At 64.8% G+C, this 25433-nt stretch carries 25 protein-coding genes; 17 read left to right on the plus strand and 8 right to left on the minus strand.

Features of this window, described 5'->3' with window-relative positions; all coding sequences use genetic code 11:
* Positions 1–194: 194 nt before the first annotated feature.
* From IC50_RS12690 to IC50_RS12735, 10 genes are all read left to right on the plus strand, one after another.
* Positions 195–3158 (plus strand): patatin-like phospholipase family protein, encoded by a 2964-nt coding sequence (locus IC50_RS12690; protein WP_035704695.1) that lies wholly within the window; start codon positions 195–197, stop codon positions 3156–3158.
* A gap of 139 nt (positions 3159–3297) precedes the next feature.
* Entirely contained in the window at positions 3298–3450 is a 153-nt protein-coding gene (locus tag IC50_RS12695) for an aa3-type cytochrome c oxidase subunit IV (RefSeq protein WP_035704696.1), read from the plus strand.
* Positions 3451–3586: 136 nt separating this feature from the next.
* On the plus strand, positions 3587–4717 hold the full coding sequence (locus IC50_RS12700) for a Re/Si-specific NAD(P)(+) transhydrogenase subunit alpha (RefSeq protein WP_035704697.1): 1131 nt from the start codon (positions 3587–3589) through the stop codon (positions 4715–4717).
* Between the two features lie 21 nt (positions 4718–4738).
* Entirely contained in the window at positions 4739–5056 is a 318-nt protein-coding gene (locus tag IC50_RS12705) for a proton-translocating transhydrogenase family protein (protein ID WP_035704698.1), read from the plus strand.
* 39 nt (positions 5057–5095) lie between these two features.
* Positions 5096–6493: an NAD(P)(+) transhydrogenase (Re/Si-specific) subunit beta gene (locus tag IC50_RS12710; RefSeq protein ID WP_035704699.1), complete on the plus strand. Its 1398-nt coding sequence runs from the start codon at positions 5096–5098 to the stop codon at positions 6491–6493.
* 216 nt (positions 6494–6709) lie between these two features.
* On the plus strand, positions 6710–7507 hold the full coding sequence (locus IC50_RS41265) for an alpha/beta hydrolase (RefSeq protein ID WP_035704733.1): 798 nt from the start codon (positions 6710–6712) through the stop codon (positions 7505–7507).
* A 46-nt stretch (positions 7508–7553) separates the two neighbouring features.
* Positions 7554–8939: a sodium:proton antiporter gene (locus IC50_RS12720; protein WP_081492426.1), complete on the plus strand. Its 1386-nt coding sequence runs from the start codon at positions 7554–7556 to the stop codon at positions 8937–8939.
* Between the two features lie 134 nt (positions 8940–9073).
* Complete coding sequence (locus IC50_RS12725) at positions 9074–10171, plus strand: calcium:proton antiporter (protein ID WP_035704737.1); 1098 nt, start codon at positions 9074–9076, stop codon at positions 10169–10171.
* 20 nt (positions 10172–10191) lie between these two features.
* Positions 10192–10476, plus strand: coding sequence for a cupin domain-containing protein (locus tag IC50_RS12730; protein ID WP_035704700.1), 285 nt, complete (start codon positions 10192–10194; stop codon positions 10474–10476).
* 92 nt (positions 10477–10568) lie between these two features.
* Positions 10569–11573: a hypothetical protein gene (locus tag IC50_RS12735; protein ID WP_035704701.1), complete on the plus strand. Its 1005-nt coding sequence runs from the start codon at positions 10569–10571 to the stop codon at positions 11571–11573.
* Positions 11574–11600: 27 nt separating this feature from the next.
* Here the strand turns inward: IC50_RS12735 and IC50_RS12740 are convergent, their stop codons facing one another.
* Entirely contained in the window at positions 11601–12251 is a 651-nt protein-coding gene (locus IC50_RS12740) for a tetratricopeptide repeat protein (RefSeq protein WP_035704702.1), read from the minus strand.
* Positions 12252–12503: 252 nt separating this feature from the next.
* Positions 12504–12800: a 30S ribosomal protein S21 gene (gene rpsU / locus IC50_RS12745; protein WP_008546194.1), complete on the minus strand. Its 297-nt coding sequence runs from the start codon at positions 12798–12800 to the stop codon at positions 12504–12506.
* A 262-nt stretch (positions 12801–13062) separates the two neighbouring features.
* Here rpsU and aqpZ point away from each other — a divergent pair, with 262 nt between their 5' ends.
* Positions 13063–13785 (plus strand): aquaporin Z, encoded by a 723-nt coding sequence (gene aqpZ / locus IC50_RS12750; RefSeq protein ID WP_035704703.1) that lies wholly within the window; start codon positions 13063–13065, stop codon positions 13783–13785.
* A 37-nt stretch (positions 13786–13822) separates the two neighbouring features.
* On the opposite strand, the gene IC50_RS12755 is transcribed toward aqpZ, so the two are convergent.
* Positions 13823–14929 (minus strand): 5-(carboxyamino)imidazole ribonucleotide synthase, encoded by a 1107-nt coding sequence (locus IC50_RS12755; RefSeq protein WP_035704704.1) that lies wholly within the window; start codon positions 14927–14929, stop codon positions 13823–13825.
* On the minus strand, positions 14926–15414 hold the full coding sequence (gene purE, locus IC50_RS12760; protein ID WP_035704706.1) for a 5-(carboxyamino)imidazole ribonucleotide mutase: 489 nt from the start codon (positions 15412–15414) through the stop codon (positions 14926–14928). The genes IC50_RS12755 and purE overlap by 4 nt, the downstream gene beginning before the upstream one ends.
* Positions 15415–15555: 141 nt before the next feature.
* Between purE and IC50_RS12765 the strand changes: the two genes are divergently transcribed.
* Positions 15556–16281: a GGDEF domain-containing protein gene (locus IC50_RS12765; protein ID WP_035704708.1), complete on the plus strand. Its 726-nt coding sequence runs from the start codon at positions 15556–15558 to the stop codon at positions 16279–16281.
* A gap of 2 nt (positions 16282–16283) precedes the next feature.
* Here the strand turns inward: IC50_RS12765 and IC50_RS12770 are convergent, their stop codons facing one another.
* The 3 genes from IC50_RS12770 to IC50_RS12780 all read right to left on the minus strand — a co-directional run bounded on the left by IC50_RS12770 (position 16284) and on the right by IC50_RS12780 (position 17107).
* Complete coding sequence (locus IC50_RS12770; protein ID WP_035704709.1) at positions 16284–16535, minus strand: hypothetical protein; 252 nt, start codon at positions 16533–16535, stop codon at positions 16284–16286.
* 22 nt (positions 16536–16557) lie between these two features.
* Entirely contained in the window at positions 16558–16776 is a 219-nt protein-coding gene (locus tag IC50_RS12775; RefSeq protein WP_035704711.1) for a hypothetical protein, read from the minus strand.
* A 124-nt stretch (positions 16777–16900) separates the two neighbouring features.
* Positions 16901–17107: a YdcH family protein gene (locus IC50_RS12780; RefSeq protein ID WP_008546179.1), complete on the minus strand. Its 207-nt coding sequence runs from the start codon at positions 17105–17107 to the stop codon at positions 16901–16903.
* Between the two features lie 329 nt (positions 17108–17436).
* Here IC50_RS12780 and IC50_RS12785 point away from each other — a divergent pair, with 329 nt between their 5' ends.
* Positions 17437–17616, plus strand: a complete 180-nt coding sequence (locus IC50_RS12785) for a YdcH family protein (RefSeq protein WP_025034152.1) — start codon at positions 17437–17439, stop codon at positions 17614–17616.
* Between the two features lie 168 nt (positions 17617–17784).
* On the opposite strand, the gene IC50_RS12790 is transcribed toward IC50_RS12785, so the two are convergent.
* Entirely contained in the window at positions 17785–18888 is a 1104-nt protein-coding gene (locus tag IC50_RS12790) for an NAD(P)/FAD-dependent oxidoreductase (RefSeq protein WP_035704714.1), read from the minus strand.
* Positions 18889–19090: 202 nt separating this feature from the next.
* On the opposite strand from IC50_RS12790, the gene IC50_RS12795 reads away from it, so the two are divergent.
* From IC50_RS12795 to IC50_RS12810, 4 genes are read left to right on the plus strand one after another with little or no spacing between them, the layout of a single operon-like run.
* Positions 19091–21778 (plus strand): sensor domain-containing protein, encoded by a 2688-nt coding sequence (locus IC50_RS12795; protein WP_035704715.1) that lies wholly within the window; start codon positions 19091–19093, stop codon positions 21776–21778.
* A 36-nt stretch (positions 21779–21814) separates the two neighbouring features.
* On the plus strand, positions 21815–23293 hold the full coding sequence (locus IC50_RS12800; RefSeq protein ID WP_035704716.1) for a glycerol-3-phosphate dehydrogenase: 1479 nt from the start codon (positions 21815–21817) through the stop codon (positions 23291–23293).
* Between the two features lie 52 nt (positions 23294–23345).
* Positions 23346–24518, plus strand: a complete 1173-nt coding sequence (locus tag IC50_RS12805) for an ABC transporter ATP-binding protein (protein ID WP_035704717.1) — start codon at positions 23346–23348, stop codon at positions 24516–24518.
* Positions 24515–25429: an ABC transporter permease gene (locus IC50_RS12810; RefSeq protein ID WP_035704718.1), complete on the plus strand. Its 915-nt coding sequence runs from the start codon at positions 24515–24517 to the stop codon at positions 25427–25429. The genes IC50_RS12805 and IC50_RS12810 overlap by 4 nt, the downstream gene beginning before the upstream one ends.
* The last annotated feature ends 4 nt before the right edge of the window (positions 25430–25433 follow it).

Here is a 25433-nt window from a genome sequence, read left to right on the forward strand (position 1 = left end):
TCAGACTTTGATTGCCAGATGCGGCGCCGGCGCCGGTTCCAGCCGGCGCCGTACCAGCTTCGCGGTGGCTCTCACGAGCTTGCGATGAGGGATTGAACGTTCGCATCGCCGATGAGACTAATCTCCATAAGGCTATCGTTCGCTAATTTTACAACTGTTGATTGCCGCTGCTGCGCCGTCTTGGGGAGGCACGCATGCTCGATCAGGTCCAGCCGACGCAGCCCAGCGAAGCCCGGGCGCCCCGGTCCTCTTACGAAGTGCCCTGGTTTGAGAAGCATCACCAGATCGTCTGCGACGAAATCAAGGCGATCAATACCCGGCGCGAGGAGACGCGCCAGATCCCCCCGGATGGCCTGCAATCCTGCCAGATGCTCGACGTCATCGGACTGGCATTGTCAGGCGGCGGCATTCGCTCTTCGGCGCTTTGTCTTGGCGTCCTCCAGGCGTTGAACCACCATGATCTGTTCCGGCGGATCGACTATCTCTCCACCGTCTCCGGCGGCGGCTATATCGGCACTTCGCTCAGCGCGACCATGACGGCGACTGGCCGTTTCGTGTTCGGCGAGCGGCCGACTGGGGGGATCGTAACCGCCAGCGAGATCAGCGACACACCCTCGGTCGGGCATATCAGAAATTATTCCAACTATCTGTTCGCCGCTGGTGTCCGCGATCTCCTGACCGGGATTGCGATCGTGGCGCGGGGCCTGATTGCCAATATCGGGCTGACGCTGCCGGTCGTGCTGCCGCTCGCAGCCGTCACCATCTGGTGGACGCCGCTGCGGAGTTGTCTGACGGTCGCGAATTTCATCGGTGTCGACCTTGCCGTCGGCGTTTCGCCACAATGTGAACTGCACCCTTTCGGCAGGGTTGGGGACGACTTCGGCTTCACGGCTGTCGGCGCGATCGTCGCGCTACCGTTGCTTGCCTGCGGCGGAATTGCCTATCTGGTCTCGCGCGCGGAGCGGGGCATCGGACCGACCATCTTCCTGACCTATGCTGCGGGCATCGCGCTCCTGCTCGGGATCGCGTGCGACTTCGCGCGGGTCCTGCCGGTTCTGCATTTCACGCTGACGCGCGCCATGGCAATCATGGGTGTCGGCCTGTTTTTCGGCTGGGCGCTCAAGCAGTCGTTTGCAAGGCCCGAGAAACGCCAGGAGTTCCGTTCGCACTGGGCGACTGCTGGCGCGACCTTTCTGGCTTTGCTTGCTGCGATCGCATTTCTCGAGTTTCAGCCCTTCATGCTGGAGCAGATGTTCGATGTCTTCGAGAGCAACGCAATCGGCGGGCCGGTCCGCAATGTAGCGGTCAATTGGATTAAATCATTCGCTGCAATTGCAGCTCCGATTGGCTTGTTCTTCATGGCTTTTCGTGGGCAGTTTGCCGAACTCCTGAAGGGCAACAGCGTATCCTCGCAATGGGTCGCGCTGGTGTTCTCGGTCATCGCCAAGGTCGCGCTGTGGATCGCCGGCCTGGCGCTGCCGCTGATCATCTGGGTCGCTTATCTCTATCTGTCCTATTGGGGCATCGCCAACGACCCGATCGAAAAATGTCAGGCGCCGCTGACGGCCGTTGCGCAGAGGGAGTGCCTCGCCGCCACCACAGCGCCCGCATCGGGAAATCTGTCGGGCAAGATCGCGTTCGATGCGGGCGCCGGCACCTTCTCGGCCGAGATCACGCCAAAAGCCGCTCGAACGGCTGCGGCGATGGAGTGGCTAACGCCACTCTCGCACGTTCCGATCTGGCTCAGGGTCGCCGCGAACAGTGTCGAGCGCCAATTCCGCTGGCTGAGTGCTGGGCCCGGATATGAGTTCGCTCTGCCGGTCGTTATTCTCTATGTGGTTACTAGCGTACTGCTATTCGGCGTTTCCTTGCTTCTGGCACCGAACGCGAATTCGTTGCACCGCCTGTACCGCGACCGGCTGAGCAAGGCCTTTCTGTTCGACCCCGGCCGTTCGGCAGACGGCAATATCGCGCGCGCCGAGGCGAGCCTCGACCAGGGGCGCGATTTCAAGCCGCTCGATCGCATGAAGTTGAGCGAGCTTTTCGCGGTCGCGGGCGACGATGTGGTGGCGAACGATCGGACCGCCGCGCCAAAGCTGCGGGCGCCCTATCATCTCATCAACACGGCGCTCAACATCCAGGGTTCGGACTTCGCCAACCGGCGCGGCCGCAACGCGGACTTCTTCGTCTTCTCGCCGCTCTATGTCGGCAGCGAGGCGACGCGCTATGCAAGGACCCCGGCGGTCGAGCGTCTGGAGCAGAGCCTCGACCTGGCCACCGCAATGGCCATCTCGGGGGCGGCGGCATCGTCGAACATGGGCTCGAACTCGATCAAGGCGCTGACGCCGACGCTCGCGCTGTTGAACGTGCGGCTGGGCTACTGGCTGAGCAACCCGCGCTATGTCGAGGCTACCGCGCGGCCGCAGCGCCGCTCCACGCCGCTGTTCCTGTGGTCGGAAATCTCGGGCCGTCTCTACGAGAACAGCGACGGCGTCTATCTCACCGACGGCGGTCACATCGAAAATCTCGGCGTCTATGAGCTGCTCCGCCGGCGCTGCAGGGTGATCATCGCGGTCGACGCGGAAGCCGACGTGCCGATGAATTTCTCCTCGCTGATGAAGCTCCAGCGCTATGCCCGCATCGATCTCGGCGTCCGGATCGACCTGCCGTGGACGCCGATCCGCGACCGCACGCGCGCCATCATGGCGGAGAATGCCGACAGGACATCCGCGCGCGCATCTGCCGCCACGTCGGACGATGCCCCGAAGGACCACGTTCATGTCGCGATCGGCGTCATCAACTATGGTGGCGATGACAAGGGCTATCTCGTCTACGTCAAGTCCTCGCTGACCAGCGACGAGAACGACTACATCCGCGACTATGCGCGGCGCAACGATACGTTTCCCCATGAGACCACCGGCGATCAGTTCTTCTCCGAGGAGCAATTCGAGGTCTATCGCGCGTTGGGGTTCCACATGACCCACGGCTTCCTGGCCGGCGACCACCCGGTGTCGGTCGGTCCCGGCACCGATCCGCGCACCGCGCGATTCACCGGGGCGGGCGAGGAGGCGATCGACGCGGTCCGCGAGGCGCTCGGTCTTACAGTGCTGCGGCGGCCCACTGCGAGCGCCGCCGCCACGATGATCGATCAGGGTTGAGCCGCGCGAGAACCGGATTCCCGGCAATCGGAATTCCAAATGACCCGATTTGCGGGAAAACCGCGTCTACCTGCCGTTGCCCTGCCCGAAAGTTTGCGGTATCCCAGCCCGAGAATTCGACTTTCGACTGGGGACATCCATGGCTGACCATAGCGAAGTGGCGTACACTACGGCCGACGGCAACGACTATATTGCCCACGAGCAGACCTATGAGGGCTTCATCAAGCTGGTGAAGTACGGCACGGCCTCGGTCGCGCTCATCGTGATCCTGATGGCGATCTTCCTCACCTGATTCATCCCTGCCGCACCGCCAGCGTCGTCGGTGCCCATAAAATTTGCATTCAAGCCGGTCCCAAAACCGGTATCCAACGTTGCGGGAGTAACGCTAAGTTCGCGTGCACGCTTTCTCCCGCGTCGCCGGAGGCCTCATGAAGATTGCCGTTGCCAAGGAAATCGATCCGTCGGAGCCGCGCGTCGCCGCTTCGCCTGACACGGTGAAGAAGTTCAAAGCGCTGGGGGCCGAGGTTGCCGTCGAGCCGGGTGCCGGTATCAAGTCGGGCCTGCCGGATTCCGAGTTCACCGCGGCTGGCGCCACCGTCAGTGCCGACGCGCTCAGGGACGCGGACATCATCATCAAGGTGAAGCGCCCCGAGGCGTCCGAGCTCGCGCAATACAAGCGCGGCGCGCTCGTCATCGCGATCATGGATCCCTACGGCAACGATGCGGCGCTCAAAGCGATGGCCGATGCCGGCATTTCCGCATTCGCCATGGAGCTGATGCCGCGCATCACCCGCGCGCAGGTGATGGACGTGCTGTCCTCGCAGGCGAACCTCGCCGGCTATCGCGCCGTGATCGAGGGCGCCGAGGCCTTCGGCCGCGCCTTCCCGATGATGATGACGGCGGCCGGCACCGTGCCTGCGGCCAAGGTGTTCGTGATGGGTGTCGGCGTTGCCGGCCTCCAGGCGATCGCGACCGCGCGCCGTCTCGGCGCCGTCGTCACGGCCACTGACGTTCGTCCGGCCACCAAGGAGCAGGTGGAGTCGCTCGGCGCAAAATTCCTCGCCGTCGAGGACGAAGAGTTCAAGAACGCGCAGACCGCCGGCGGCTACGCCAAGGAAATGTCCAGGGAGTACCAGGCCAAGCAGGCCGCGCTCACCGCTGAGCACATCAAGAAGCAGGACATCGTGATCACGACCGCGCTGATTCCGGGCCGGCCGGCGCCGAAGCTCGTCAGCGCCGACATGGTCAAGTCGATGAAGCCGGGTTCCGTGCTGGTCGATCTCGCCGTCGAGCGCGGCGGCAATGTCGATGGTGCGAGGCCGGGCGAGGTCGTCGATCTCGATGGCATCAAGATCGTCGGTTACACCAACGTCGCCGGCCGCGTCGCGGCCTCGGCCTCCAGCCTCTACGCGCGCAATCTGTTCTCGTTCATTGAGACCATGGTCGACAAGAAGGAGAAGAAGCTCGCCGTGAACTGGGACGACGAACTGGTCAAGGCCACCGCGCTGACCAAGGATGGTGCCGTCATCCACCCGAACTTCCAGCCCAAGTCGGCTTAATTGGGCCCAAGGAGAGAAGCCATGGAGCACGTTGCACAGGTCGTCGACCCCTTCATCTTCCGGCTGTCCATCTTCGTTCTCGCCGTCTTCGTCGGCTATTTCGTGGTGTGGTCGGTCACGCCCGCGCTGCACACGCCGTTGATGAGCGTCACCAACGCGATCTCCTCGGTGATCGTCGTCGGTGCGCTGCTCGCAGGCGGAGTGGCGAACGTATCGAGCGGCTCGGGTTGGGCGCGCGCCTTCGGCTTCGTGGCGCTGATCTTTGCCTGCATCAACATCTTCGGCGGCTTCCTTGTCACCCAGCGGATGCTGGCGATGTACAAGAAGAAGTCGAAGTAAGCGGCCACCTCGGGCTGAAGGGATCAATGGGGACCTGAGATGAGCGCCAATCTCTCTGCATTCTTGTATCTCGTGGCGGGAGTGCTGTTCATCCTGTCGCTGCGCGGGCTGTCGAGCCCGGCTTCGTCGCGCCAGGGCAATTTGTTCGGCATGATCGGTATGGCGATCGCGGTCGCCACGACGCTCGCCAACCATCCGCCGGCGGACGGTCTCGCCTGGCTGCTCGTCATCGTCGGCATCGCCATCGGCGGCGCGATTGGCGCCGTCATCGCGCGCCGCGTTCCCATGACCTCGATGCCGGAACTGGTCGCCGCCTTCCACTCGCTGGTCGGCATGGCCGCGGTGCTGGTCGCGGCCGGCGCGTTCTATGCGCCCGAGGCTTTCGACATCGGCACGCCCGGCAATATCCATGCGCAGAGCCTCGTTGAAATGTCGCTCGGCGTCGCCATCGGCGCGCTGACCTTCACCGGCTCCGTGATCGCGTTCCTGAAATTGTCGGCCCGGATGAGCGGCGCGCCGATCATCCTGCCGTTCCGCCACGTCATCAACATCGTGCTCGGCATCCTGCTCGTCGTCTTCATCGTCGGGCTGGTGATGACGGGGAGCGCGCTCGACTTCTGGCTGATCGTCATCCTCGCGCTGGCGCTCGGCGTGCTCATGATCATCCCGATCGGCGGCGCCGACATGCCGGTCGTGATCTCGATGCTGAACTCCTACTCCGGCTGGGCGGCTGCCGGCATCGGCTTCACGCTCGGCAACTCCGCGCTGATCATCACCGGTGCGCTGGTCGGCTCATCCGGTGCGATCCTGTCCTACATCATGTGCCACGCGATGAACCGGTCCTTCATCTCGGTCATCCTCGGCGGTTTCGGCGGCGAGACGGCCGCCGCGGGCGGCGGCTCCGGCGAGCAGAAGCCGGCCAAGCTCGGCTCGGCCGACGATGCGGCCTTCATCATGAAGAACGCCTCCAAGGTCATCATCGTGCCCGGCTACGGCATGGCGGTGGCTCAGGCCCAGCACGCGCTGCGCGAAATGGCCGACATCCTGAAGAAGGAAGGCGTCGAGGTGAAATACGCCATTCATCCGGTCGCCGGCCGCATGCCCGGTCACATGAACGTGCTGCTCGCCGAGGCCAACGTGCCCTATGACGAGGTGTTCGAGCTCGAGGACATCAACTCTGAATTCGCCCAGGCCGACATCGCCTTCGTGATCGGCGCCAACGACGTCACCAACCCGGCGGCCGAAGAGGACAAGACCTCGCCGATCTATGGCATGCCCGTGCTGCAGGTCTGGAAGGCCGGTACCGTGATGTTCATCAAGCGCTCGCTCGCATCCGGCTATGCCGGCATCGACAATCCGCTGTTCTACCGCGACAACACCATGATGCTGCTCGGCGACGCCAAGAAGGTCACCGAGAACATCGTCAAGGCGATGTAGCGCGGAAAGAAACGGACCGCGGCCATCAACGGAGACTGGCATCGGTCCCATCTCCTGCCGTCTGGAGCCACGCGCGAGCAGCGTGTCAAGTGACACGCCGCCCACGAGGTGGCGTGCGGCAGGCTCGACGTTCCGGCAAGCCTCCGGCCCGACGTCATGAAATTGCTGCGGAGCCGTCGCAAGCCCTGGTCTCAATCGAGGAGCGGCGGCGCAATGATGACCATCGTCAAGTGGATCGCCATTCTGCTCGTGACCGTCTATTGCGCCGGTCTCCTCGTGCTGTATGTCCGGCAGCGCGAGATGCTGTTTCCGATCCCGCCCGTCGGCCGCACCGCACCCGATGCCGCGGGCCTGCCCGAGGCTGAGGAGCACGTTCTGACCACGTCGGACGGCGAAAGGGTCATCGTCTGGCATGTGCCGGCGAAGCCCGGCCGTTCCGTGATCCTGTACTTTCCCGGCAACGGCGATTTTCTGGCCGGCCTCGTCGGCCGCTTCAAGGCAATCACGGCCGACGGCATCGGCCTCGTTGCGCTGTCCTATCGCGGCTATGCCGGCTCGAGCGGGGCGCCGAGCGAACAGGGCCTGCTGCGCGATGCTGCAGCCGCCTACGCCTTCACGACCGCGCGCTATGAAGAGGAACGGATCGTCGTCTGGGGCTTTTCGCTCGGGACGGGCGCGGCGGTTGCGCTCGCATCCGAACGCCCAATCGGCAGGCTGATCCTGGAGGCGCCCTATACCTCGACGGTCGACATCGCCGCACTGGCATTCCCGTTCGTGCCGGTGCGCCTTCTGATGCGCGACCAGTTTCGCTCCGACGAACGGATCGCGCGCGTCACGGTGCCGCTGCTGGTGATGCATGGCACCGATGACCTTGCTATTTCGATCGTGTTCGGAGAGCGTCTGTTCGCGCTCGCGCACGAACCGAAGCAGTTCGTTCGCTTTGCGGGCGGCGGACACGACAATCTCGACGCCTTCGGTGCGGTCGAAAAGGCAAGGCAATTCATTGGATCCTAAACGGCTCGTCACGCGGCTCCGGAGCCCAACCCTAGCCGCCATCCTCATGTTGTTGCCGCATCAGGCGTGGGCCGCAACCGGGCTCGACGGCGCGGCGATGCGCTGGCCCTATGCGCTGCCCTTTGCCGGCCTGTTGCTGTCGATCGCACTGGGACCGCTGCTGTTCCAGAAGATCTGGCATCATCATTACGGCAAGATCGCCGCGGCCTGGTCGCTGCTCGCGCTTGGCTCGCTCGTCATGTTTGCGGGGAGCATGGCGGCGCTCGCGGCGCTCGTTCATGCCATGCTCGCCGAATATCTCGGCTTCATCGTGCTGCTGTTCTCGCTCTATGTCGTGGCCGGCGGCGTCCTTATCACCGGGGACATCAAGGCGACGCCGGCGACCAACGTCGTCATCCTCGCGCTCGGCACGTTCGGGGCGAGCCTCGTCGGCACCACGGGCGCCGCGATGATCCTGATCCGCCCCTTGATCCGCGCCAACCGGCTGCGCCGTCACAACACCCATGTCGTCGTCTTCTTCATCATCCTGGTTGCCAATGTCGGCGGCGCGCTGAGCCCGCTCGGCGATCCGCCGCTCTTCGTCGGATTCCTGCACGGCGTCGACTTCTTCTGGACCACGCGAACCATCTGGTTGCAGACCGCGATTGTGGCAGGACTGCTGCTCGCGATCTTCATCGCCGTCGACGTCTGGCATTTCCGCAGCGAGCCGCCGCCCGAGGACGCCGGCCCTGCACAGCCGGTTCGCATCCGCGGCCTCGTCAATCTGGTGCTGATCGCGGCCATCGTTGCGAGCCTGCTGGCCTCGGCGATGTGGAAGCCCGGCGTAGCCTTCGACATTCTCGGCACCAGGCTGGACCTGGAGGACGTCGTCCGCAATCTGGCGCTGCTGGCCATTGCGGCGCTGTCGGTGTGGCTCACGCCCGACGAGCACAGGCAGGCCAACGGCTTCACCTGGGAGCCCATCCGCGAGGTCGCGAAGCTGTTCGCCGGCATCTTCGTCGCCATCATCCCGGTCATTGCCATGCTCAATGCCGGCCATGACGGTGCGTTCGCATGGCTGCTCTCCGCCGTGACGGGGCCGAACGGCGCGCCGCGTGAGGTCGTCTATTTCTGGTTCACCGGCCTGATGTCCGCGTTCCTCGACAATGCTCCGACCTATCTGTTGTTCTTCGAACTCGCCGGCGGCGACCCGCAGGTGCTGATGCACGAGCTCTCGGGCACGCTCGCCTCGATCTCGATGGGGGCGGTCTACATGGGAGCGCTCACCTATATCGGCAACGCGCCGAACTTCATGGTCAGCAGCATCGCCAGCGAGAATGGCATCGAGATGCCCAGCTTCTTCGGATATTTCTTGCGCGCCGGCGCCGTGCTGATCCCTCTGTTCCTGCTGCTGACGTTGCTGCCGGTCGCTCCGATCCTGCACTGGCATTGAATCTGCCGGCCGATTTGCTACTGCTCGGCCGAGTTGCGGTGAATTTTCATCGCAGCTCGGGCTTTCGATTATGCATGATCTTGTCGGAAAACCGCACCATGCTTTTCCGGATCATGCCGAGACTGGAGCCGTGGATGAGCGCGCATAATCCGATGCCCCGTTCGGCCTGGATCTTCCCGGCGCTGGCCGTGCTGTTGTTCGCGGCCGTCAGCGCGACGGACTATGTGTTCACGCTGTCGTTTGGCGGGCTCGTCTTTGCTACCGTCCTTCTGGCTATCCTGTTCGGGACGGTATTCGCTGCGGTTCATCATGCCGAAGTGATCGCGGAGCGGGTCGGCGAACCCTATGGCACGCTGGTGCTGACGCTCTCGGTGACCATCATCGAGGTGGCGCTGATCACCACGATCATGCTGGGCGACAAGCCCGCGCCGGCACTGGCGCGCGACACCGTGTTCGCCGTGGTCATGATCGTCTGCAACGGCCTCGTCGGCCTCTGCATCTTCATCGGCGGCCTGCGCTATCGCGAGCAGGGTTTTCAGCTCTCCGGCGCCAACGTCTATCTCAGCGTGCTGTTCGCGCTCGCGACCATCACGCTGATCATGCCGAACTACACGACCACGGCGCCGGGGCCGATCTATTCGGCGGTTCAGCTCGGCTTCGTCGATGTGGTCACGCTCGCGCTCTATGCGGTGTTTCTCTACACCCAGACCGTTCTGCACAAGGACTACTTCGTTCATGAACGGGCGGAGGGCGAGGGCGGGGAGGTGCACCTTTCGATCGGGGCGCTCGCGCTCACCGTGGTGCTGCTCCTGGTGTCGCTTCTGGCGGTCGTGCTGCTGGCCAAGAAGTTCTCGCTGGTGGTCGATGCCGTCGGCGCCACAATCGGCGCGCCGCCGGCCTTCGCCGGCCTTCTGGTCGCGCTGCTGATCCTGATGCCGGAGGGTGTCGCGGCCATCGCGGCGGCGCGCAGGAACGATCTCCAGAAGAGCATCAATCTGGCCCTCGGGTCCTCGCTGGCGACCATCGGCCTGACCATCCCCGCCGTCGGCGTCGCCACCTACGCGCTCGACAAGGAGCTCGAGCTCGGCCTCAGCGCCCAGGGCAGCGTACTTCTGCTCCTGACCTTCTTCCTGAGCATGCTCACCTTCGGCACGGGCAGGACCAATGTCCTGTTCGGACTGGTGCATATGGTGGTATTTGCCGTCTACGTGTTCATGGTTTTCGTGCCCTGAGGCGCAAAAGGAGAGTTCCGATGCTTGCCGCCAAGTCCGAGGTTCAGATCGACAATGAGGAGGTCCGGGTGACCGAATGGCGGCTCGCCCCGGGCAGCGCGACCGGGCATCACACCCACGGGATGGATTATGTGATTGTTCCCGTCGTCGCCGGCGAGATGACCATCGTGGCGCCCAATGGCGAGCGCTCCAAGGCGCAGCTCGCCTCCGGAAAATCCTACTTCCGCAAGGCCGGCGTTCAACACGACGTACTTAACGAAACCTCAACCGAGATCGTGTTCCTTGAGATCGAGCTGAAGCCGTAAGTCCGGCGTTACCGTTTGCCATTGATCCGTCGCAGTTGATCCCTCACAATGCCCTAAAGTTCCCGCATCAGATCGCGCGGGGAGTGGCCGGAATGCTGAAATACCTCGCTAAAATTTCGATGGATATTTTCCCCTCGGTGCTCGCGACGATCATCGGGGCGTACATCGTCAATCATTACATTAACGCCAGGCCGGCGGCCGATGCCCCCGCTGCCGTGGTTGCGCCGGCCGATGCCGGCCAGAACGGCAAGCCGGCAGCTGTAGCCAACCTCCCCGCGCCCGGCGTCAAGGCCAAGGGGATCTCCGAGAAGAGCGTGACGGACAAGCCGGCGGCCGACAAGGCGGCCGATCATCGGCCCGCTGGGGAGCCCAAGACTGGGGAGCCCAAGACTGGGGAGCCCAAGGCTGCTGAGAAGGCTGCTGAGAAGGCTGCGGATGTGACGCCGGCCGAGACCGGCCCGCGTGCCAAGCCGTCCATCCGTGAAAAGGCGGTCGCCAAATCCACGCCGGCGACCACCCCGGCCGTCGCCGCACCTGCTCCCGCTGCCCCGGTGGTCGAGGCCAATTCGGCGTCAGCAGCCGCTCCGGCCGCAACCCCTGATGCCAACGATCTCGTCCGTGCTGCGATCGAGCGCCTGCGCAAGTCGCCTGAGGGCAGGTCTGCTGCCGAGGCCAGATCTTCCGAAACCAAGCCTGTCGAGGTCAGGTCGTCCGAGGCCAAGCCAGCAGAGAGGTCCGCGGAGCCTGCGGTGCGGGAAGCCGCCCGCGCGCCGGAGGCCCCTCGGGTCGTTAGTATGGAGCCGTCCACGGTCCGACCGCTGCCGCCGCCGATCACGGTATCGACGCCCTCGTCCGAGGCCTATGGCGATGGTGGCTCCAATCCGCCCTACACGGCCTCGGTCAGCAGCGACGATCCGAATCGGTTGACACCACCGGCTGACATTCCCGTGCCGGCAATCGCGCCCCCGCTCGACCTGCGTGCCGATGCTGGTGCCTCCATGCCACGGCCGAAGAAGGCCAATGTCGCCGACGAGATGCTCTCGGGCATGAAGTCGATGTTCAACTCCGTTCTGCCGAAAGGCACCACCCCCGACTAGGACTGCGTCCGCGCTGCGGCCGAACCGTCAGCCGCCGACGCGGGCGAGGCCGCTGCGGGCGGCGTCATCGCGTGGACGAAGCGCGACGGCCCTGGTGTAGGACGCTGCCGCCTTAGCCCTGTCGCCGAGCCGCTCATAGGCCTGTCCGCGCGTGGTCCAGACCTGGACGTTTTGCGGATCGGCCTCGGAGGCTTCATCGAGATCGGCTGCGGCCTCCTTGACCTTGCCGAGCGCGAGATAGCTGGTGGCGCGGCCGAGCAGCGGCTCGACCTTCTGCGGGTTGAGCCCGCTCGCGGCGCTGAAATCGGCGATCGCGAATTCGTGCTGGTTCTTGCCCTGGTAGATCAGGGCGCGGCCGTAAAGTGCCTGCGCATTGTAGGGATCGAGCCCGACCGCGCGATTGAACTCGTCGAGCGCCGCCGCGGTCTCGCCTGACTTCGCCAGGGACTGGGCCTTGGCGGTGAGAGCCTGAGCTTCGGTGACGTTGCCGGCGCTCACCGCGCTCTCGGCGGGCGCGGCCGCCTTGGGCGCTTCCTGCGGCTTGTCCTTCTCCGGGATCAGCGATCCCAGATCGAAGGAGCAGCCGCACAGTGCGATCCCCATCAAGGCCAGCGCGAGCGGCTGCTGCCAGATCCGGCGTCCTGGCGCCAAGCTGCGCTGAGGAAAAGGGGAAGCCATCTACGGTTCGCTCGCGCTAGAGCATGATCCGGAAGAGTGTGCCGCGGTTTTCCCTCGCGACAAACGCGGAACGCGCTTGCGCGGAGATCACGCTCAAACAACAGCCTAAAACGCGACGACCATTTCTCCAATCTCATCGCACTTTGGCGCCGCGTCGACAGTGCCCCGTCCCAGAAAGGCACCGCTCTCAAACAATAACGCGGGCCAAGGGCCCGCGTTATCGAAAGCCGAGGTCTTTACAGCTTCGGCAAATCAGCGCGGTCCGCGCGGACCTGCACCGGGGCCGCCACGACCGCCGCGATCACCGCCCGGGCCTGCGCCGAACACCGGCTTCGGCTTCATCGGCAGCAGGCCTTCGCGCTGCAGCTTCTTGCGGGCCAGCTTGCGCGCGCGGCGCACGGCTTCGGCCTTTTCGCGGGCCTTCTTCTCGGAGGGCTTCTCGTAATGTCCGCGGAGCTTCATCTCGCGGAAAATTCCCTCGCGCTGCATCTTCTTCTTCAGCGCCTTGAGGGCTTGATCGACATTGTTATCGCGAACGAGAACCTGCACGCGGCATCCTCTTCAGGTGGATCGGATTTGAATTCTGGTAAGTCATAAGGGGATGGCAAAACGCGCAAGCCCTTAACCTTGAGCGCGCGGATGTACCAGACAAAACCCGAGATGTCCACCGGCCAAGCGGCTTTTCGGGCCAAGTTCGGCCATTAAATGCGGCAAAAATACCCCCGTGCGGCCCCGATTTGGGCGATTCGACGCCGAGGGCGAGGCCGCGACCGGAGCTTTGTTCCGGAATCCTTGAAATCAGGGGACCACAATGGACATGAAAAAATATGCTGCCGAAGCCATCGGCACCTTCTGGCTCACATTCGCTGGCTGCGGAAGTGCAGTGATCGCTGCCGGCTTTCCCCAGGTCGGCATCGGCCTGGTCGGCGTCTCCCTCGCCTTCGGACTGAGCGTGGTGACCATGGCCTATGCGATCGGCCACATCTCGGGCTGCCATCTCAACCCGGCCGTCACGGTTGGTCTCGCGGCCGGTGGCCGCTTTCCGGCGGGTCAGGTCCTGCCTTACGTGATCGCCCAGGTGGCGGGGGCGATCGTTGCCGCGTCGCTCCTCTATGTCATCGCGAGCGGGGCACCGGGATTCGACGTCGGCAAGGGCTTTGCTTCCAACGGCTATGACGCGCATTCGCCTGGCCAGTACAGCATGATCGTGTGCTTCCTCACCGAGGTGGTGATGACCATGATGTTCCTGTTCATCATCATGGGTGCCACCCATGGCCGCGCGCCGGCGGGCTTCGCACCGCTCGCGATCGGGCTCGCGCTGGTGATGATCCATCTCGTCAGCATCCCCGTCACCAACACCTCGGTGAACCCGGCGCGCAGCACGGGCCCGGCACTGTTCGTCGGCGGCTGGGCGCTGTCGCAGCTCTGGCTGTTCTGGGTTGCTCCGCTGATTGGCGGCGCGCTGGGCGGGGTGATCTATCGCTGGCTCAGCGAGGAGCCCACCGGCGTCGTCGCGGGCGTGAAGACGGCATGATCGCAAGGCGGGATCGCAGGTCGACGCTGCGGTCCCGCTACTTGCCTGTGGTGGGGTGTACCTGGGTGACGTGGCCCATCTTGCGGCCGGGGCGCGGCGTGCCCTTGCCGTAGATGTGCACGGTCGCGCCCGGCACGCTCAGCCAGTTTTCGTAGTCGTTGATCTCGTCGCCGATCAGGTTGGTCATGGTGACGATCTCGCCGTGGCGCAGGGGCTTGCCGAGCGGCCAGCCGGCGATGGCGCGGATGTGCTGCTCGAACTGCGAGACGGAGGCGCCATCGAGCGTCCAGTGTCCGGAATTGTGCACGCGCGGAGCGATCTCGTTGACCAGCACCTTCGGTCCGGTGCCATTGGAGAGCACGAACATCTCGACAGCGAGCACGCCGACATAGTCGAGCGCGCCCGCGATCTTGCCGGCGATGCTGCGCGCCTCCTCGGCGAGCGCATCCGGGATCGGCGCGGGCGCGCGGGATATCTTCAGAATGTGATCGCGGTGCTCGTTCTCGGTGACGTCGAAGCATTCGACCTCGCCTGCGGCCGAGCGTGCGGCAATCACGGAGATCTCGCGCTCGAACGGCACAAAGGCCTCCAGGATCGCCGATTTGGTGGCGAGGCTGGTCCAAACCTTCGCGATGTCATCGCCCTCGCGGATGATGGCCTGGCCCTTGCCGTCATAACCGAAGCGGCGGGTTTTCAGCACGGCCGGAAGCCCGATCCTGGCGATCGCCTCGCGCAGCGAGGAGACGGAGGTGACGTCGGCATAGGCTGCGGTGCCGATGCCGAGCCGCGTGACGAAATCCTTCTCGGCAAGCCGGTCCTGGGTGGTCTCGAGGATCCTGCGGTTGGGCAGCACCGGGCGGCGGGCATCCAGCACCATCGCGGCCGCTGCAGGCACGTTCTCGAATTCGTAGGTGATGACGTCGACGTCGCTCGCGAACAGCTCGAGCGCTTCGACATCGGCATATTCGGCGCAGGTTGCGTTCAGCACAACGTCGAAGGCCGGCGAGTCCGGATCGGGCGAGAACACCTGGCAGCGCAGGCCGAGCCGGGCCGCAGCCATGGCCAGCATTCGGCCCAATTGTCCGCCGCCGAGGATTCCGATGGTGTCGCCGGGCTTCAGCTTCACGTGCCTGGTGTCGGTCACGCCTTGTCCTCCGGGCGCTCGGCGACCGCCTCAGTCTGCGCCTTGCGCCAGGCGGCGAGGCGATCGGACAAGGCCGGGTCGGACAATGCCAGCACGGCGGCTGCAAGCAGCGCGGCGTTGATCGCTCCGGCCTTGCCGATGGCGAGGGTGCCGACCGGAATGCCCGCTGGCATCTGGACGATCGAATAGAGCGAATCGACGCCCTTGAGCGTCTTGGATTCGACGGGAACGCCGAATACGGGGAGTTCCGTCAACGCCGCCGCCATGCCGGGCAGGTGTGCAGCGCCACCGGCGCCGGCAATGATGACCTTGTAACCCGCAGCCTTGGCGCCCTTGGCGAAAGAAAACAGCCGGTCGGGGGTGCGGTGTGCCGAGACGACGCGGCTGTCGGCGGCAATTCCGAGCGCTTCGAGCGTGTCGGCGGCATGCCGCATCGTGTCCCAGTCCGACTGGCTTCCCATGATGATGGCGATCGGCGCGGTCATGACGTCAATTGTGTCCGGAAAAACAGAATGATGGGCCAGATTAACGGTTCCGGCCGGCGGCTCGCAAGGCGGTGGCAAGGAGAAGGGAATCCACTATCCTGTCTTGGTGAATCCCCGCAAGCCTTCATTGAGCAGGTGCCCATGAAGAAACCAAGAAGGGCGAGTGCTGCGAAGGCCAAAACGGGCCGGAAGACCAGCACCGACCGATCCAAAGCCGCCCTCAAGCGGCTGACCGGGCGTCCGGCGAGGCCGCCGCGGCGTGCCGCGTCGGGCGATGATGGAGCCAGGGACGTCAGGGCGACAATCCGGGGCTTGCGGACCAAGCTCAGGGAGGCGCAGCGCCGGGTCGCGGAACTGGAAGCTGCGGCCGACACCGATTTCCTGCTCGCGATTCCCAACCGGCGCGGCTTCGAGCGCGAGCTCGCGCGCGCCATCGCCTATATGAAGCGCTACCGCGCCAGCGGGGCGCTGATCGTGCTCGACGTCGATCGGCTGAAGCCGATCAACGATTCATTCGGTCATGCCGCCGGCGACGAGGTGCTCAAGGCGATCGTCGCCACGCTGACGCGGCAGGTCCGCGCCTCTGACGTGGTTGGCCGGCTCGGCGGCGACGAATTCGCGCTGCTGCTCTGGAATCTCACCGAGACCGATGCCAAGGCGAAGGCCGCGGCTTTCGAGCAGGCGATCGACGAATTGTCCTTCGTCTTTCGCGGCCAACACGTGACCGCGGGCGCCTCCGCCGGCGTCGCGCTGCTGGGGGCGCAGTCCGACGCCGGCCGCGCCCTGGAGGAGGCGGATGCCGCCATGTACGTGCGCAAGGCGTGTCGGCGGCACGAGCCGCGGATCAGGCTGATCGGCAGGGGCTGAACTTACAGTGTCCCCAGATCTTCCGGCACGCTGCCGAATTTACGCAGCAGCTTGGCGTCGCCGAATTCGCCGGTCATGGGATCGCCGCTGCGGCTGAACGCGACCGCGCCGATGTGGCCGGCACCGTGTGCCAATATCTCGGCGCGTCGCAGCGCGGCGGCCGAGCTCTGGCATTCCTCGGCAGTGCCCGCGACCGGCGAGCCGTCGGCATCGATCAAGAAGGGCATTGCAACGTAATAGGTCACATCCGACATGGCGTTGCTCCAAAGATGAAACTCAGGCGGCGCTGGTTCCGCCCCGCATCCTGCCGAGCGAAGTTTCCGGAACACAGCCGGCGGAAATCGCCGCCTGCAATTCGTCCAACTCGGCTTCGAGATATTCATTGGCCATGATCAGCGCCTTGATCGTGCTGCGCAGATTGCCGTCGCACATCGCGATCGCCTGATCACAGGCCTGTTCATAATGGCTGTTGTCGAGAAGGGGCGTTGCCGACATCTGCGTTGTCCTCGTGTCGTGGGCTTGGTCTTCTGAGGAGTTGGGTTCTCTGGAATGTTCCTATTTTGTTCTTTTTGAGTCAAGCGATTCCTGCGGCTGAGCCGCAGCGAGGCCGGCTCGCGGATCAGGCTATGATATCGGGGGTAATCTGGTCTTCGATGAACGCTATGCGGTCACGCAACAACAGCTTGCGCTTCTTCAGCCGCTGTAACCGCAATAGGTCGGGGGCTGGCGATTGATGCAATGCATCGATCGCTGCGTCGAGATCTCGGTGTTCCTGCTGCAACCGGGTGAGCTCGGCTTCGAGCTCACGCTCGTCTTCATTGGTCATGTCTGCGGTGGCCAAAAGCCGATAGGCGTGAGATCTGGGCTGTGGATGCCCTGTGGAAATTATCGTCCTTGCGCAGCGTGATCGCAAGCGATCTGCGACCCTCGCCCGCCGATCTCCCGCAGCATATTTCTGCAGGTAGCTGCGGCGTTGCGCAGGCGCATTGATATCATGGATTTTTCCCGCGTGGTTCCCTTAGTCACGCTTCGTTGCACATGAACTTTCAAAAATGACGCTGCGACGACGGATACCCATCGACAGGACGAATCGGTGATGTAGACTTGTTCGTCCGGATCGAATCCTGAGGTTCAACCCTACCGAGGAGGTTTCGAATGACAATTCAGGCACATCTTGTTGAATTGGAACGGAAGCACAAACTTCTCGAAAACGAATTGCACGAAGCTCTCGTGCACCTTTCAACAGACGACCTGCAAATTGTTGAATTGAAGCGCCGGAAGTTGATGGTCAAGGACCAGATCGAGCGTCTGAAGCAAGGCGATACGCTCCACTAGCAGCCCCCGTAATAGCGTAGAGTTGATCACATCCTTTCACGCAGGGATGAAAGCGTTCGTGCTCATCCCTGCCGCAAGGTCAAACCGCGCAAGATGCTCGCGCGGCGCCTGCCTTGTCTGGATGCGTTGTCTTGACGCCAGCCGGTATCCACTTCGCTCGAAAACGCTCTAGATGTCTGCGAGTTCGGCGACGTGGTCGGCGATCGCGAGCGACGACGTCAGCCCCGGGGATTCGATACCGAACAGGTTGATCAAGCCTGCGACGCCGTGATCGCGCGGGCCCTGCATCAAAAAGTCCTGCGTGGCCACCGCCGGCGGCACGATCTTCGGGCGGATGCCCGAATAGCTCGGCATCAGCGCCCCGTCGGGCAGCGTCGGCCAGTACTTGCGGATCGCCGGATAGAAGCGCTCGGCGCGTGACGGATCGACCTCGTAGTTGATCGCCTCGATCCACTCGACGTCGGGCCCGAAGCGTGCCTGCCCTGCCATGTCCAGGGTCAGATGTACTCCTAGCCCGCCGGGTTCGGGCACCGGATAGATCAGGTGCGAGAACGGCGCCTTGGCGTTGCAGCTGAAGTAGTTTCCCTTGGCGAGATAGGCCGGCGGAATCCGGTCCAGCGGCATGCCGTCGATGTTGCGCGCCACCGTCGTCGCCGACAGCCCGGCGGCGTTGACGAGGAGGCTGCATTGCAACGTCATCGGCGCCTCGCCGCCGGCCTCGACCTCGACGACGCCGGCCGTCGCCTTGGCGCGGATCAGCGGGGTGTGAAACGCGAAGGCCGCGCCGGCGTCCTCGGCCTCGCCGCGCAGCGAGAGCATGTAGGCGTGGCTGTCGATGATCCCGGTCGAGGGCGAGAGCAGCGCGGCATCGCAGGCGAGCGCCGGCTCCAGCGCGCGTGCCGCCTCGCCCGTGAGCAGCTGCATGTCGAGCACGCCATTGGCCTCGGCGTGCGCCTTGATCAATTGCAGCTTCTCGGTTTCCTTCGCATTGGTCGCGACGATCAGCTTGCCGCAATTCTTGTGGGGGATGCCGCGCTCGGCGCAATAGCGGTAGAGCGCGTGCTTGCCGCTGACGCACATGCGCGCCATCCAGCTCCCGGCGCGGTAGTAGATGCCGGCATGGATCACCTCGCTGTTGCGCGAGGAAGTAATGGTGCCGATGGCCTCGGCTTCCTCGAGCACGATGACCTCGCGCCCGGCCTGGGCGAGCTTCCGGGCCACCGCGAGCCCGACCACGCCGGCTCCGATGACGATGCAATCGACCTTATCCATGGTGGTGCAGGATGTCCGCCGGAAGCGCCGGTGGCAATGGACCCGGGAACGAGGGCGCGGGATCGTTTTCCGTTAAGGAAGCATTTATCATGTCAGGGCAATTGCCGTATTTGGCGTCACATTTTTCTGTTGCGCGTACAGGCGTTTACCCGATCCAAACCCGCGAGGCCAGACAATCCGACGTTGAAATCGCGGGTGGCTGATGGCTGAGAAGAACTGGCAACTGGGCAGCACGCTTCCGATTGCTGTGCAGGCCGTTCTGTGCCTGGCCGGTGCGGTCACGCCTGCGGGTGCCCTTGCGGTATCAGACGGCTTCACCGCTCCGGGCGACCTCGACAAGCTCGCTCCCAACGCGGTCTGGGAAGCCCTGATCGCGGGCATCGTCGTGTGCTCGTTCCTTGCCGCTGTCGCGTTGTGGATTCATTCCTCGCTGCGCCAGTCCAGGCGTTTGCAGCTGCGGCGCAACGCCTTCATCTCCTCCGCCATGAACAATCTCAACCAGGGCGTGGTGATGACGGATGCCCAGCGCCGCGTCATCTTCTGCAACGATCGCTATCTCGATATCTACGGCCTGACACGGTCGCATATCCGGGCCAAGATGAGCGGCCGCGAGCTGCTCGAGCTGCGACGTCGGCGCGGGGTGCTCGGCGGCGCGTCCGTTGACGAGTTCTACGAGAGCGCGGCAAGCCCCAACGGCCTGATCACCGAACTGCCGGACGGACGGGCCATTCTGGTGAAATTCTTCGTGCTGCCGAACGGCGGCTCAGTGGCGACGCATCTCGACGTCAGCGAGCAGCGCAAGCTGTCGCGGCAGCTTGCCTCCACCAAGCAATTCCTGGAATCGGTGCTCGACCATGTGCCGGCCTGCGTGGCGGCCAAGAACATCGAGGACGGCCGCTACATCTTCGCGAACAGCGCCTACGAGCGGTTCTGGGAATTGTCGCGGGACTTCGCCGTCGGCAGGAATGCGCGGGAGCTGTTTGCGCCGCGCTCGGCGGCCAGCATCGAGGCGGCCGACCGGGCGGCGCTCGATGCGCCGGATGGCCAGTACCGCAATGAGTTCGAGGTCGACCGCGCCGGTGCGCGGCGCATGGTCGCCTCGATCCGGATCGTGGTCCGCAACGAGAGCAACAAGCCCGAATTTCTGCTCATCGTGTTCGAGGACATCACCGATCGCCGCTCGTTGTCGCAGGAGCTGGAGAGCACCAAGAAGTTCCTCGAGCTCGTGGTCGACAACATCCCGGTGGCGCTGATCGTGGAACAGGTCAAGGACGGCCGCTATCTGCTCGCCAACCGCAGCGCGGAGACGATCCTCAACCGCAGGCGTGAGGAAGCCACCGGCCTGACCGCTTCCGACATCTTCAACGCCAAGGAAGCCAAGCTGATCATCGCGCGCGATGAGGCCGCGATCAAGAAGCGCGGGATGATCACCGAGGAGCATCCGATCTCCACCAAGGACGGCCTGCGGCTGTTCCTCACCCGCCGCGCCACAGTGCTCAACGATGCCGGCGAGCCGCAATATCTGATCAAGACCCACGAGGACGTCACCGACCGTCGGCAGACCGAGTCGCGCATGGCGCATATGGCCTATCACGACGGCCTCACCGATCTGCCGAACCGCGCCGCCTTCCTGCAGGCGCTGACCCAGATGATCGAGGCCTGCGAAGGAACCCGCGAGGAGTTCGCGGTGCTCTGCGTCGACCTCGACGGGCTCAAGGAGGTCAACGACGTCTTCGGCCATGCGCTCGGCGACAAGCTCCTGATCGAGGTGGCCCATCGGCTCCAGGACTCCGCGCGTGGCGGCGTGGTGGCGCGCCTGTCCGGCGACGAGTTCGGTCTTATCATCGACGGCAAGCAGCCGGACGCGGGCCTTGCGCTGGCGCAGCAGCTGGGCGAGGCCGTCGCTAAGGAGTTCCAGATCGACGGCCGGTCGGTGCGCGCCGGCGCTACCACCGGCATAGCGATCTTCCCGCACAATGGCACTGATGGCGCCTCGCTGCTCGCCAATGCCGGTGCGGCGCTGTTCCGCGCCAAGCAGAAGTCGCGCGGCACGATCAGCCTCTACCAGCCGGAGATGGACCAGCAGATCCGCGATCGTCGCGTGCTGCATCAGGATCTCTCGATGGCGGTCAAGAACGGCGAGCTCTCGCTCGCCTTCCAGCCGCAGGGGGCCGCGGGTCACAGCGTCGCCGAGAGCGAGATCATCGGATTCGAGGCGCTGGCGCGCTGGCAGCATCCGGTGCGTGGCCAGGTCTCGCCCGCCGAATTCATCCCGATCGCCGAGGAGAGCGGCCTCATCGTCGAGATGGGCGAGTGGATCCTGCGCGAGGCCTGCCGCGAGGCGGCATCCTGGCCCAAGCCGCTCCAGGTCGCGGTCAATCTGTCGCCGGCGCAGTTCATGCATGGTGACGTGGTTGGCCTCGTCCATTCGATCCTGATCGAGACGGGCCTTGCCCCGGGCCGGCTCGAGCTCGAAATCACCGAGGGCGTGCTGATCGAGGATTTCGATCGCGGCCTCGCACTGCTGCGCCGCCTGAAGGCGCTCGGTGTCCGCATCTCCATGGATGATTTCGGCAGCGGCTACTCCTCGCTGAGCTATCTCCAGGCATTCCCGTTCGACAAGATCAAGATCGACCGCGCCTTCATCATCAATCTCGGCCGCAACCCGCAATCCGCGGCGATCGTGCGCGCGGTGATCGATCTCGGCCACGGGCTCGAAATGTCGATCATCGCCGAGGGTGTCGAGACCGTCGACCAGCTCGTCTTCCTCGCCAAGGAGGGCTGTGACGGCGTGCAGGGCTATCTGCTCGGCAAGCCGCTGCCGATCGGGAGATATGCCGGCCTCGTCGGCCGCACAGAGACCATGGAGCTTGCGCTCAAGACCGGCTAGAGATGATGGGGCACATCGCTCCCATTCGACAGCCTCATGGCGGACTACGACCTCGCGATCATCGGCGGCGGCCTGAACGGTGTCAGCCTCGCCCGCGATGCGGCCGGCCGCGGTCTGCGCGTGATTCTGTTCGAGCAGGGCGATCTCGGCGGCGCGGCATCGTCGGCAACACCGCGGCTGATCCACGGCGATCTCTCGGTGCTGGAGCGCCGCGGCTTCCGACGGGTGCGCCGGGCTCTGGCCGAGCGCCGCACCTGGCTCCGGATCGCGCCGCATCTGGTCCGGCCGATGCGCTTCGTGCTTCCCGCGCATTCGGACGAGCGTCCACCGTGGCTGCTGCGCGCCGGTCTATTCCTCTATGACAGCCTCGCCGACCGGAGCGGACTGCCGGGATCGACGACTCTCGACATCACCCACCATCCGGTCGGCAACGCGCTGAAGCGTCCGCTCGGCACCGCGTTCGAATATTCGGACTGCGTCATCGACGATTCCCGCCTCGTCGTGCTCACGGCGCTGGATGCGGCCGAACGTGGCGCGGCGATCCGGACCGGGGCACGCTGCGTGCGTGCCGACAGAACCGACGTCTGGCGGCTCGCGGTGGTCGATCGCGGCCATCGCCGCGCGATCACGACCCGCGCGCTGGCCAACGCCACCGGAGCCTGGACGCCGCTGGTCGCGGAAACCGTGCTGCGGCAACCCCAGCCGACCATGGCCGCCACGCAGATGAGCCAGATCATCGTGCCGCGGCTGTTCGAGTCCGATAACGTCTACGTTTTCCAGCACAGCGACGGCCGGCTGATTTTCGCGAGTCCGTTCGAGCGCGACTTCACTCTGATCGGCACGGTGACTCGTGACTTCACCGGCGATCCCGCGATCGTGGCAATGCCCGGGGCCGATGTCAGCTATCTCTGCGAAGCGGCCAGCCGCTACTTCCGCGAGCGCGTTACCCCGACCGACGTGGTCCGGACGGTCTCCGGCGTCAACCTGACGCTGGCATCCGCACGCAGACGTGACGGCACGACCCTGTTCCACGCGCGCCGGCGCAAGGCGCCGTTGATCACGATGTTCGGCGGCGACGTCACGACATCGCGCCTGCGCGCGGAGCGCGCGATAGCGAAGCTGACGCCGTTCTATCCGATGTCGCCGCGCTGGACCGCCGGCGCGGCGCTGCCCGGCGGCGACTTTGCCTGGGATCGTTTCGACACGGAGGTCGATCTCGCACGCGAGCGCTGGCGGTTCCTCTCGGAGCCCGAAGCTCAGCGCTTGATCGCGGCCTATGGCTCGCGATTGCCGGCGGTGCTCGGCGGGGCCAAGACCCGCGACGATCTCGGCCCCGCCTTCGGTCCCGAACTGACCGGCGCCGAGGTGCGCTATCTGATGGACTGCGAATGGGCTCGCTTCCCCGACGACATCCTGTGGCGCCGCTCCAAGCTCGGTTTGACCATGCCCGCAGCGGGCCACGACGCGCTGGCCGCGTTCATGGCAAGTGTGAACGATTCATCCCGAACCGGTTGAGCTGGGGACGATCGGCCGCTAGCGTGTGGCGGAATCGGGGTTGGCGGGGACCATGACGGACGAGTTGCCCAGAACAGACACCGCGACCAATGCGGCCGGTGGAGATCCGTATCCGGCCGCAGGGCAGCCGTTGCTGCGGATCGAAGGCGTCGCCAAGACGTTCGGGACGTTCCGCGCCGTCGACGGCGTCTCGCTCGACATCAAGGCCGGCGAGTTCTTCGCGCTGCTCGGTCCCAGCGGCTGCGGCAAGACCACGCTCCTGCGCATGCTTGCCGGCTTCGAGGCGCCGGACGAGGGGCGCATCCTGCTCGGCGGCAAGGACATCGCGCAGGCGCTGCCGCACGAGCGTCCGATCAACATGATGTTCCAGAACTATGCGCTGTTCCCGCATCTGTCGGTGCGCGACAACATCGCCTTCGGCCTGAAGCGCGCCGGGATGCCGCGCGCCGACATCGCCACCCGCGTCGCGGAGATGGTCGCGCTGGTGAAGCTCGAGGGGCTTGAGAAGCGCAAGCCTGACCAGCTCTCCGGCGGCCAGCGCCAGCGCGTGGCGCTCGCCCGCGCGCTGGCGCGGCGGCCGCAATTGCTGCTGCTCGACGAGCCGCTCGCCGCGCTGGACAAGAAGCTGCGCGAGAGCACGCAAGGCGAGCTGATGGAGCTGCAACGGCGGCTCGGCATGACCTTCATCATCGTCACCCACGATCAGGAGGAGGCGATGACGATGGCGAGTCGGATCGGCGTGATGAAGGCCGGCAAGCTCGCCCAGGTCGCGAGTCCTCGCGAACTCTACGAGGCGCCACGCTCGCGCTGGATCGCGGAGTTCGTCGGCGACATTAATCTGTTCGACGGCGAGTCCAAATTGCGCGATGGTCATCGTCTGGTCATCGGCACGCGTGATGCGGGTGCGCTGGTGGTGGCCGAGCCGCGCGAACCGCTCGGCGCAGGAAAACTGGCGGTCGCGATCCGCCCCGAGAAGGTGAAGCTGTCGCGCCGCGGCCCGGTGAGCGAGGCCGGTCGTGAGACGGCGATCAACCGGCTAGACGGCGTCATCGCCGATATCTGCTACCTCGGCGGTACCACCACCTTCAAGGTGAAGCTCGATTCCGGCGGGATGGTGCAGGCTTCGGTCGTCAACAGTGCACGCATCGACGTCGACGCCTACAGCCTGAACCAGCACGTCGTCGCCTGGTTCACGCCCGACGATTGCGTGGTGTTGCTGTCATGAGCTCCCGCCGCATCTTCGCGCGACCGGCGCGCTTTGCCGCGATCGCACCCTATGTCTGGATGGTGCTGTTCTTCCTGGTGCCGTTCGCCTTCGTGTTGAAGATCAGCCTGTCACAGACGGCGATCGCACAGCCGCCCTACGAGCCAGTGTTCGACCTGGCGGCGGGATGGGACGCGCTCAAGACGGCCTTTGCCGCGCTCTCGATCGACAATTTCAGGCTGATCGTCTCCGACGACATCTACGTGTTCGCCTATGTGCGCAGCCTCACCGTTGCCGTCACGGCGACCGCGCTGCTGCTCCTGATCGGCTATCCCATCGCCTATGGCATGGCGCGATTACCAGAACGCTGGCAGGCGGTGGCGATGGTGCTGGTGATCGTGCCGTTCTGGACCTCGTTCCTGATCCGCATCTATGCCTGGATCAACATCCTCCAGCACGACGGCCTGCTCAACCAGATCCTGCTGGCGCTGCATCTGGTCAGCCAGCCCGTGGTTTGGCTTTCCACCGACACCGCGATGTATATCGGCATCGTCTATTCGTACTTGCCGTTCATGATCCTGCCGCTTTACGCCACGCTCGCCAAGATGGAGCCGGCGCTGGAGGAGGCGGCCGGCGATCTCGGCGCGCCGCCATGGCAGGTGTTCTGGCTCGTCACTTTTCCGTTGTCGCTGCCCGGCATCGGCGCCGGCGTGCTGTTGTGTTTCATCCCGATCGTCGGCGAGTTCGTCATTCCAGACCTTTTGGCCGGCTCCAATTCGCTGATGATCGGCCAGACCCTGTGGCTGGAATTCTTCACCAACAAGGACTGGCCGGTTGCCTCCGCCGCGGCCATCGTGCTGCTGGTGGTTCTGCTGGTCCCGCTACTGCTGTATGAGCGGCTGCAGAAGCGGCAGCTGGAGCAGGGGCGCTGAGGCT

The organism is Bradyrhizobium genomosp. I (2014) (genome assembly GCF_000261685.1).
Classification (GTDB): domain Bacteria; phylum Pseudomonadota; class Alphaproteobacteria; order Rhizobiales; family Xanthobacteraceae; genus Bradyrhizobium.

What these genes read in the sequence shown, in the direction of transcription:
- IC50_RS12690 (WP_035704695.1), top strand. Translation starts at nt 195, where the DNA reads ATGCTCGATCAGGTCCAGCCGACGCAGCCCAGCGAAGCCCGGGCGCCC.
- IC50_RS12775 (WP_035704711.1), bottom strand. Translation starts at nt 16,776, where the DNA reads ATGTCGGCAACGCCCCTTCTCGACAACAGCCATTATGAACAGGCCTGT.
- IC50_RS12720 (WP_081492426.1), top strand. Translation starts at nt 7,554, where the DNA reads ATGTTGTTGCCGCATCAGGCGTGGGCCGCAACCGGGCTCGACGGCGCG.
- IC50_RS12795 (WP_035704715.1), top strand. Translation starts at nt 19,091, where the DNA reads ATGGCTGAGAAGAACTGGCAACTGGGCAGCACGCTTCCGATTGCTGTG.
- IC50_RS12810 (WP_035704718.1), top strand. Translation starts at nt 24,515, where the DNA reads ATGAGCTCCCGCCGCATCTTCGCGCGACCGGCGCGCTTTGCCGCGATC.
- IC50_RS12790 (WP_035704714.1), bottom strand. Translation starts at nt 18,888, where the DNA reads ATGGATAAGGTCGATTGCATCGTCATCGGAGCCGGCGTGGTCGGGCTC.
- IC50_RS12780 (WP_008546179.1), bottom strand. Translation starts at nt 17,107, where the DNA reads ATGACCAATGAAGACGAGCGTGAGCTCGAAGCCGAGCTCACCCGGTTG.
- IC50_RS12740 (WP_035704702.1), bottom strand. Translation starts at nt 12,251, where the DNA reads ATGGCTTCCCCTTTTCCTCAGCGCAGCTTGGCGCCAGGACGCCGGATC.
- aqpZ (WP_035704703.1), top strand. Translation starts at nt 13,063, where the DNA reads ATGGACATGAAAAAATATGCTGCCGAAGCCATCGGCACCTTCTGGCTC.
- IC50_RS41265 (WP_035704733.1), top strand. Translation starts at nt 6,710, where the DNA reads ATGACCATCGTCAAGTGGATCGCCATTCTGCTCGTGACCGTCTATTGC.
- purE (WP_035704706.1), bottom strand. Translation starts at nt 15,414, where the DNA reads ATGACCGCGCCGATCGCCATCATCATGGGAAGCCAGTCGGACTGGGAC.
- IC50_RS12765 (WP_035704708.1), top strand. Translation starts at nt 15,556, where the DNA reads ATGAAGAAACCAAGAAGGGCGAGTGCTGCGAAGGCCAAAACGGGCCGG.
- IC50_RS12705 (WP_035704698.1), top strand. Translation starts at nt 4,739, where the DNA reads ATGGAGCACGTTGCACAGGTCGTCGACCCCTTCATCTTCCGGCTGTCC.
- IC50_RS12700 (WP_035704697.1), top strand. Translation starts at nt 3,587, where the DNA reads ATGAAGATTGCCGTTGCCAAGGAAATCGATCCGTCGGAGCCGCGCGTC.
- IC50_RS12770 (WP_035704709.1), bottom strand. Translation starts at nt 16,535, where the DNA reads ATGTCGGATGTGACCTATTACGTTGCAATGCCCTTCTTGATCGATGCC.
- IC50_RS12785 (WP_025034152.1), top strand. Translation starts at nt 17,437, where the DNA reads ATGACAATTCAGGCACATCTTGTTGAATTGGAACGGAAGCACAAACTT.
- IC50_RS12725 (WP_035704737.1), top strand. Translation starts at nt 9,074, where the DNA reads ATGAGCGCGCATAATCCGATGCCCCGTTCGGCCTGGATCTTCCCGGCG.
- IC50_RS12805 (WP_035704717.1), top strand. Translation starts at nt 23,346, where the DNA reads ATGACGGACGAGTTGCCCAGAACAGACACCGCGACCAATGCGGCCGGT.
- IC50_RS12710 (WP_035704699.1), top strand. Translation starts at nt 5,096, where the DNA reads ATGAGCGCCAATCTCTCTGCATTCTTGTATCTCGTGGCGGGAGTGCTG.
- IC50_RS12695 (WP_035704696.1), top strand. Translation starts at nt 3,298, where the DNA reads ATGGCTGACCATAGCGAAGTGGCGTACACTACGGCCGACGGCAACGAC.
- IC50_RS12735 (WP_035704701.1), top strand. Translation starts at nt 10,569, where the DNA reads ATGCTGAAATACCTCGCTAAAATTTCGATGGATATTTTCCCCTCGGTG.
- IC50_RS12730 (WP_035704700.1), top strand. Translation starts at nt 10,192, where the DNA reads ATGCTTGCCGCCAAGTCCGAGGTTCAGATCGACAATGAGGAGGTCCGG.
- IC50_RS12800 (WP_035704716.1), top strand. Translation starts at nt 21,815, where the DNA reads ATGGCGGACTACGACCTCGCGATCATCGGCGGCGGCCTGAACGGTGTC.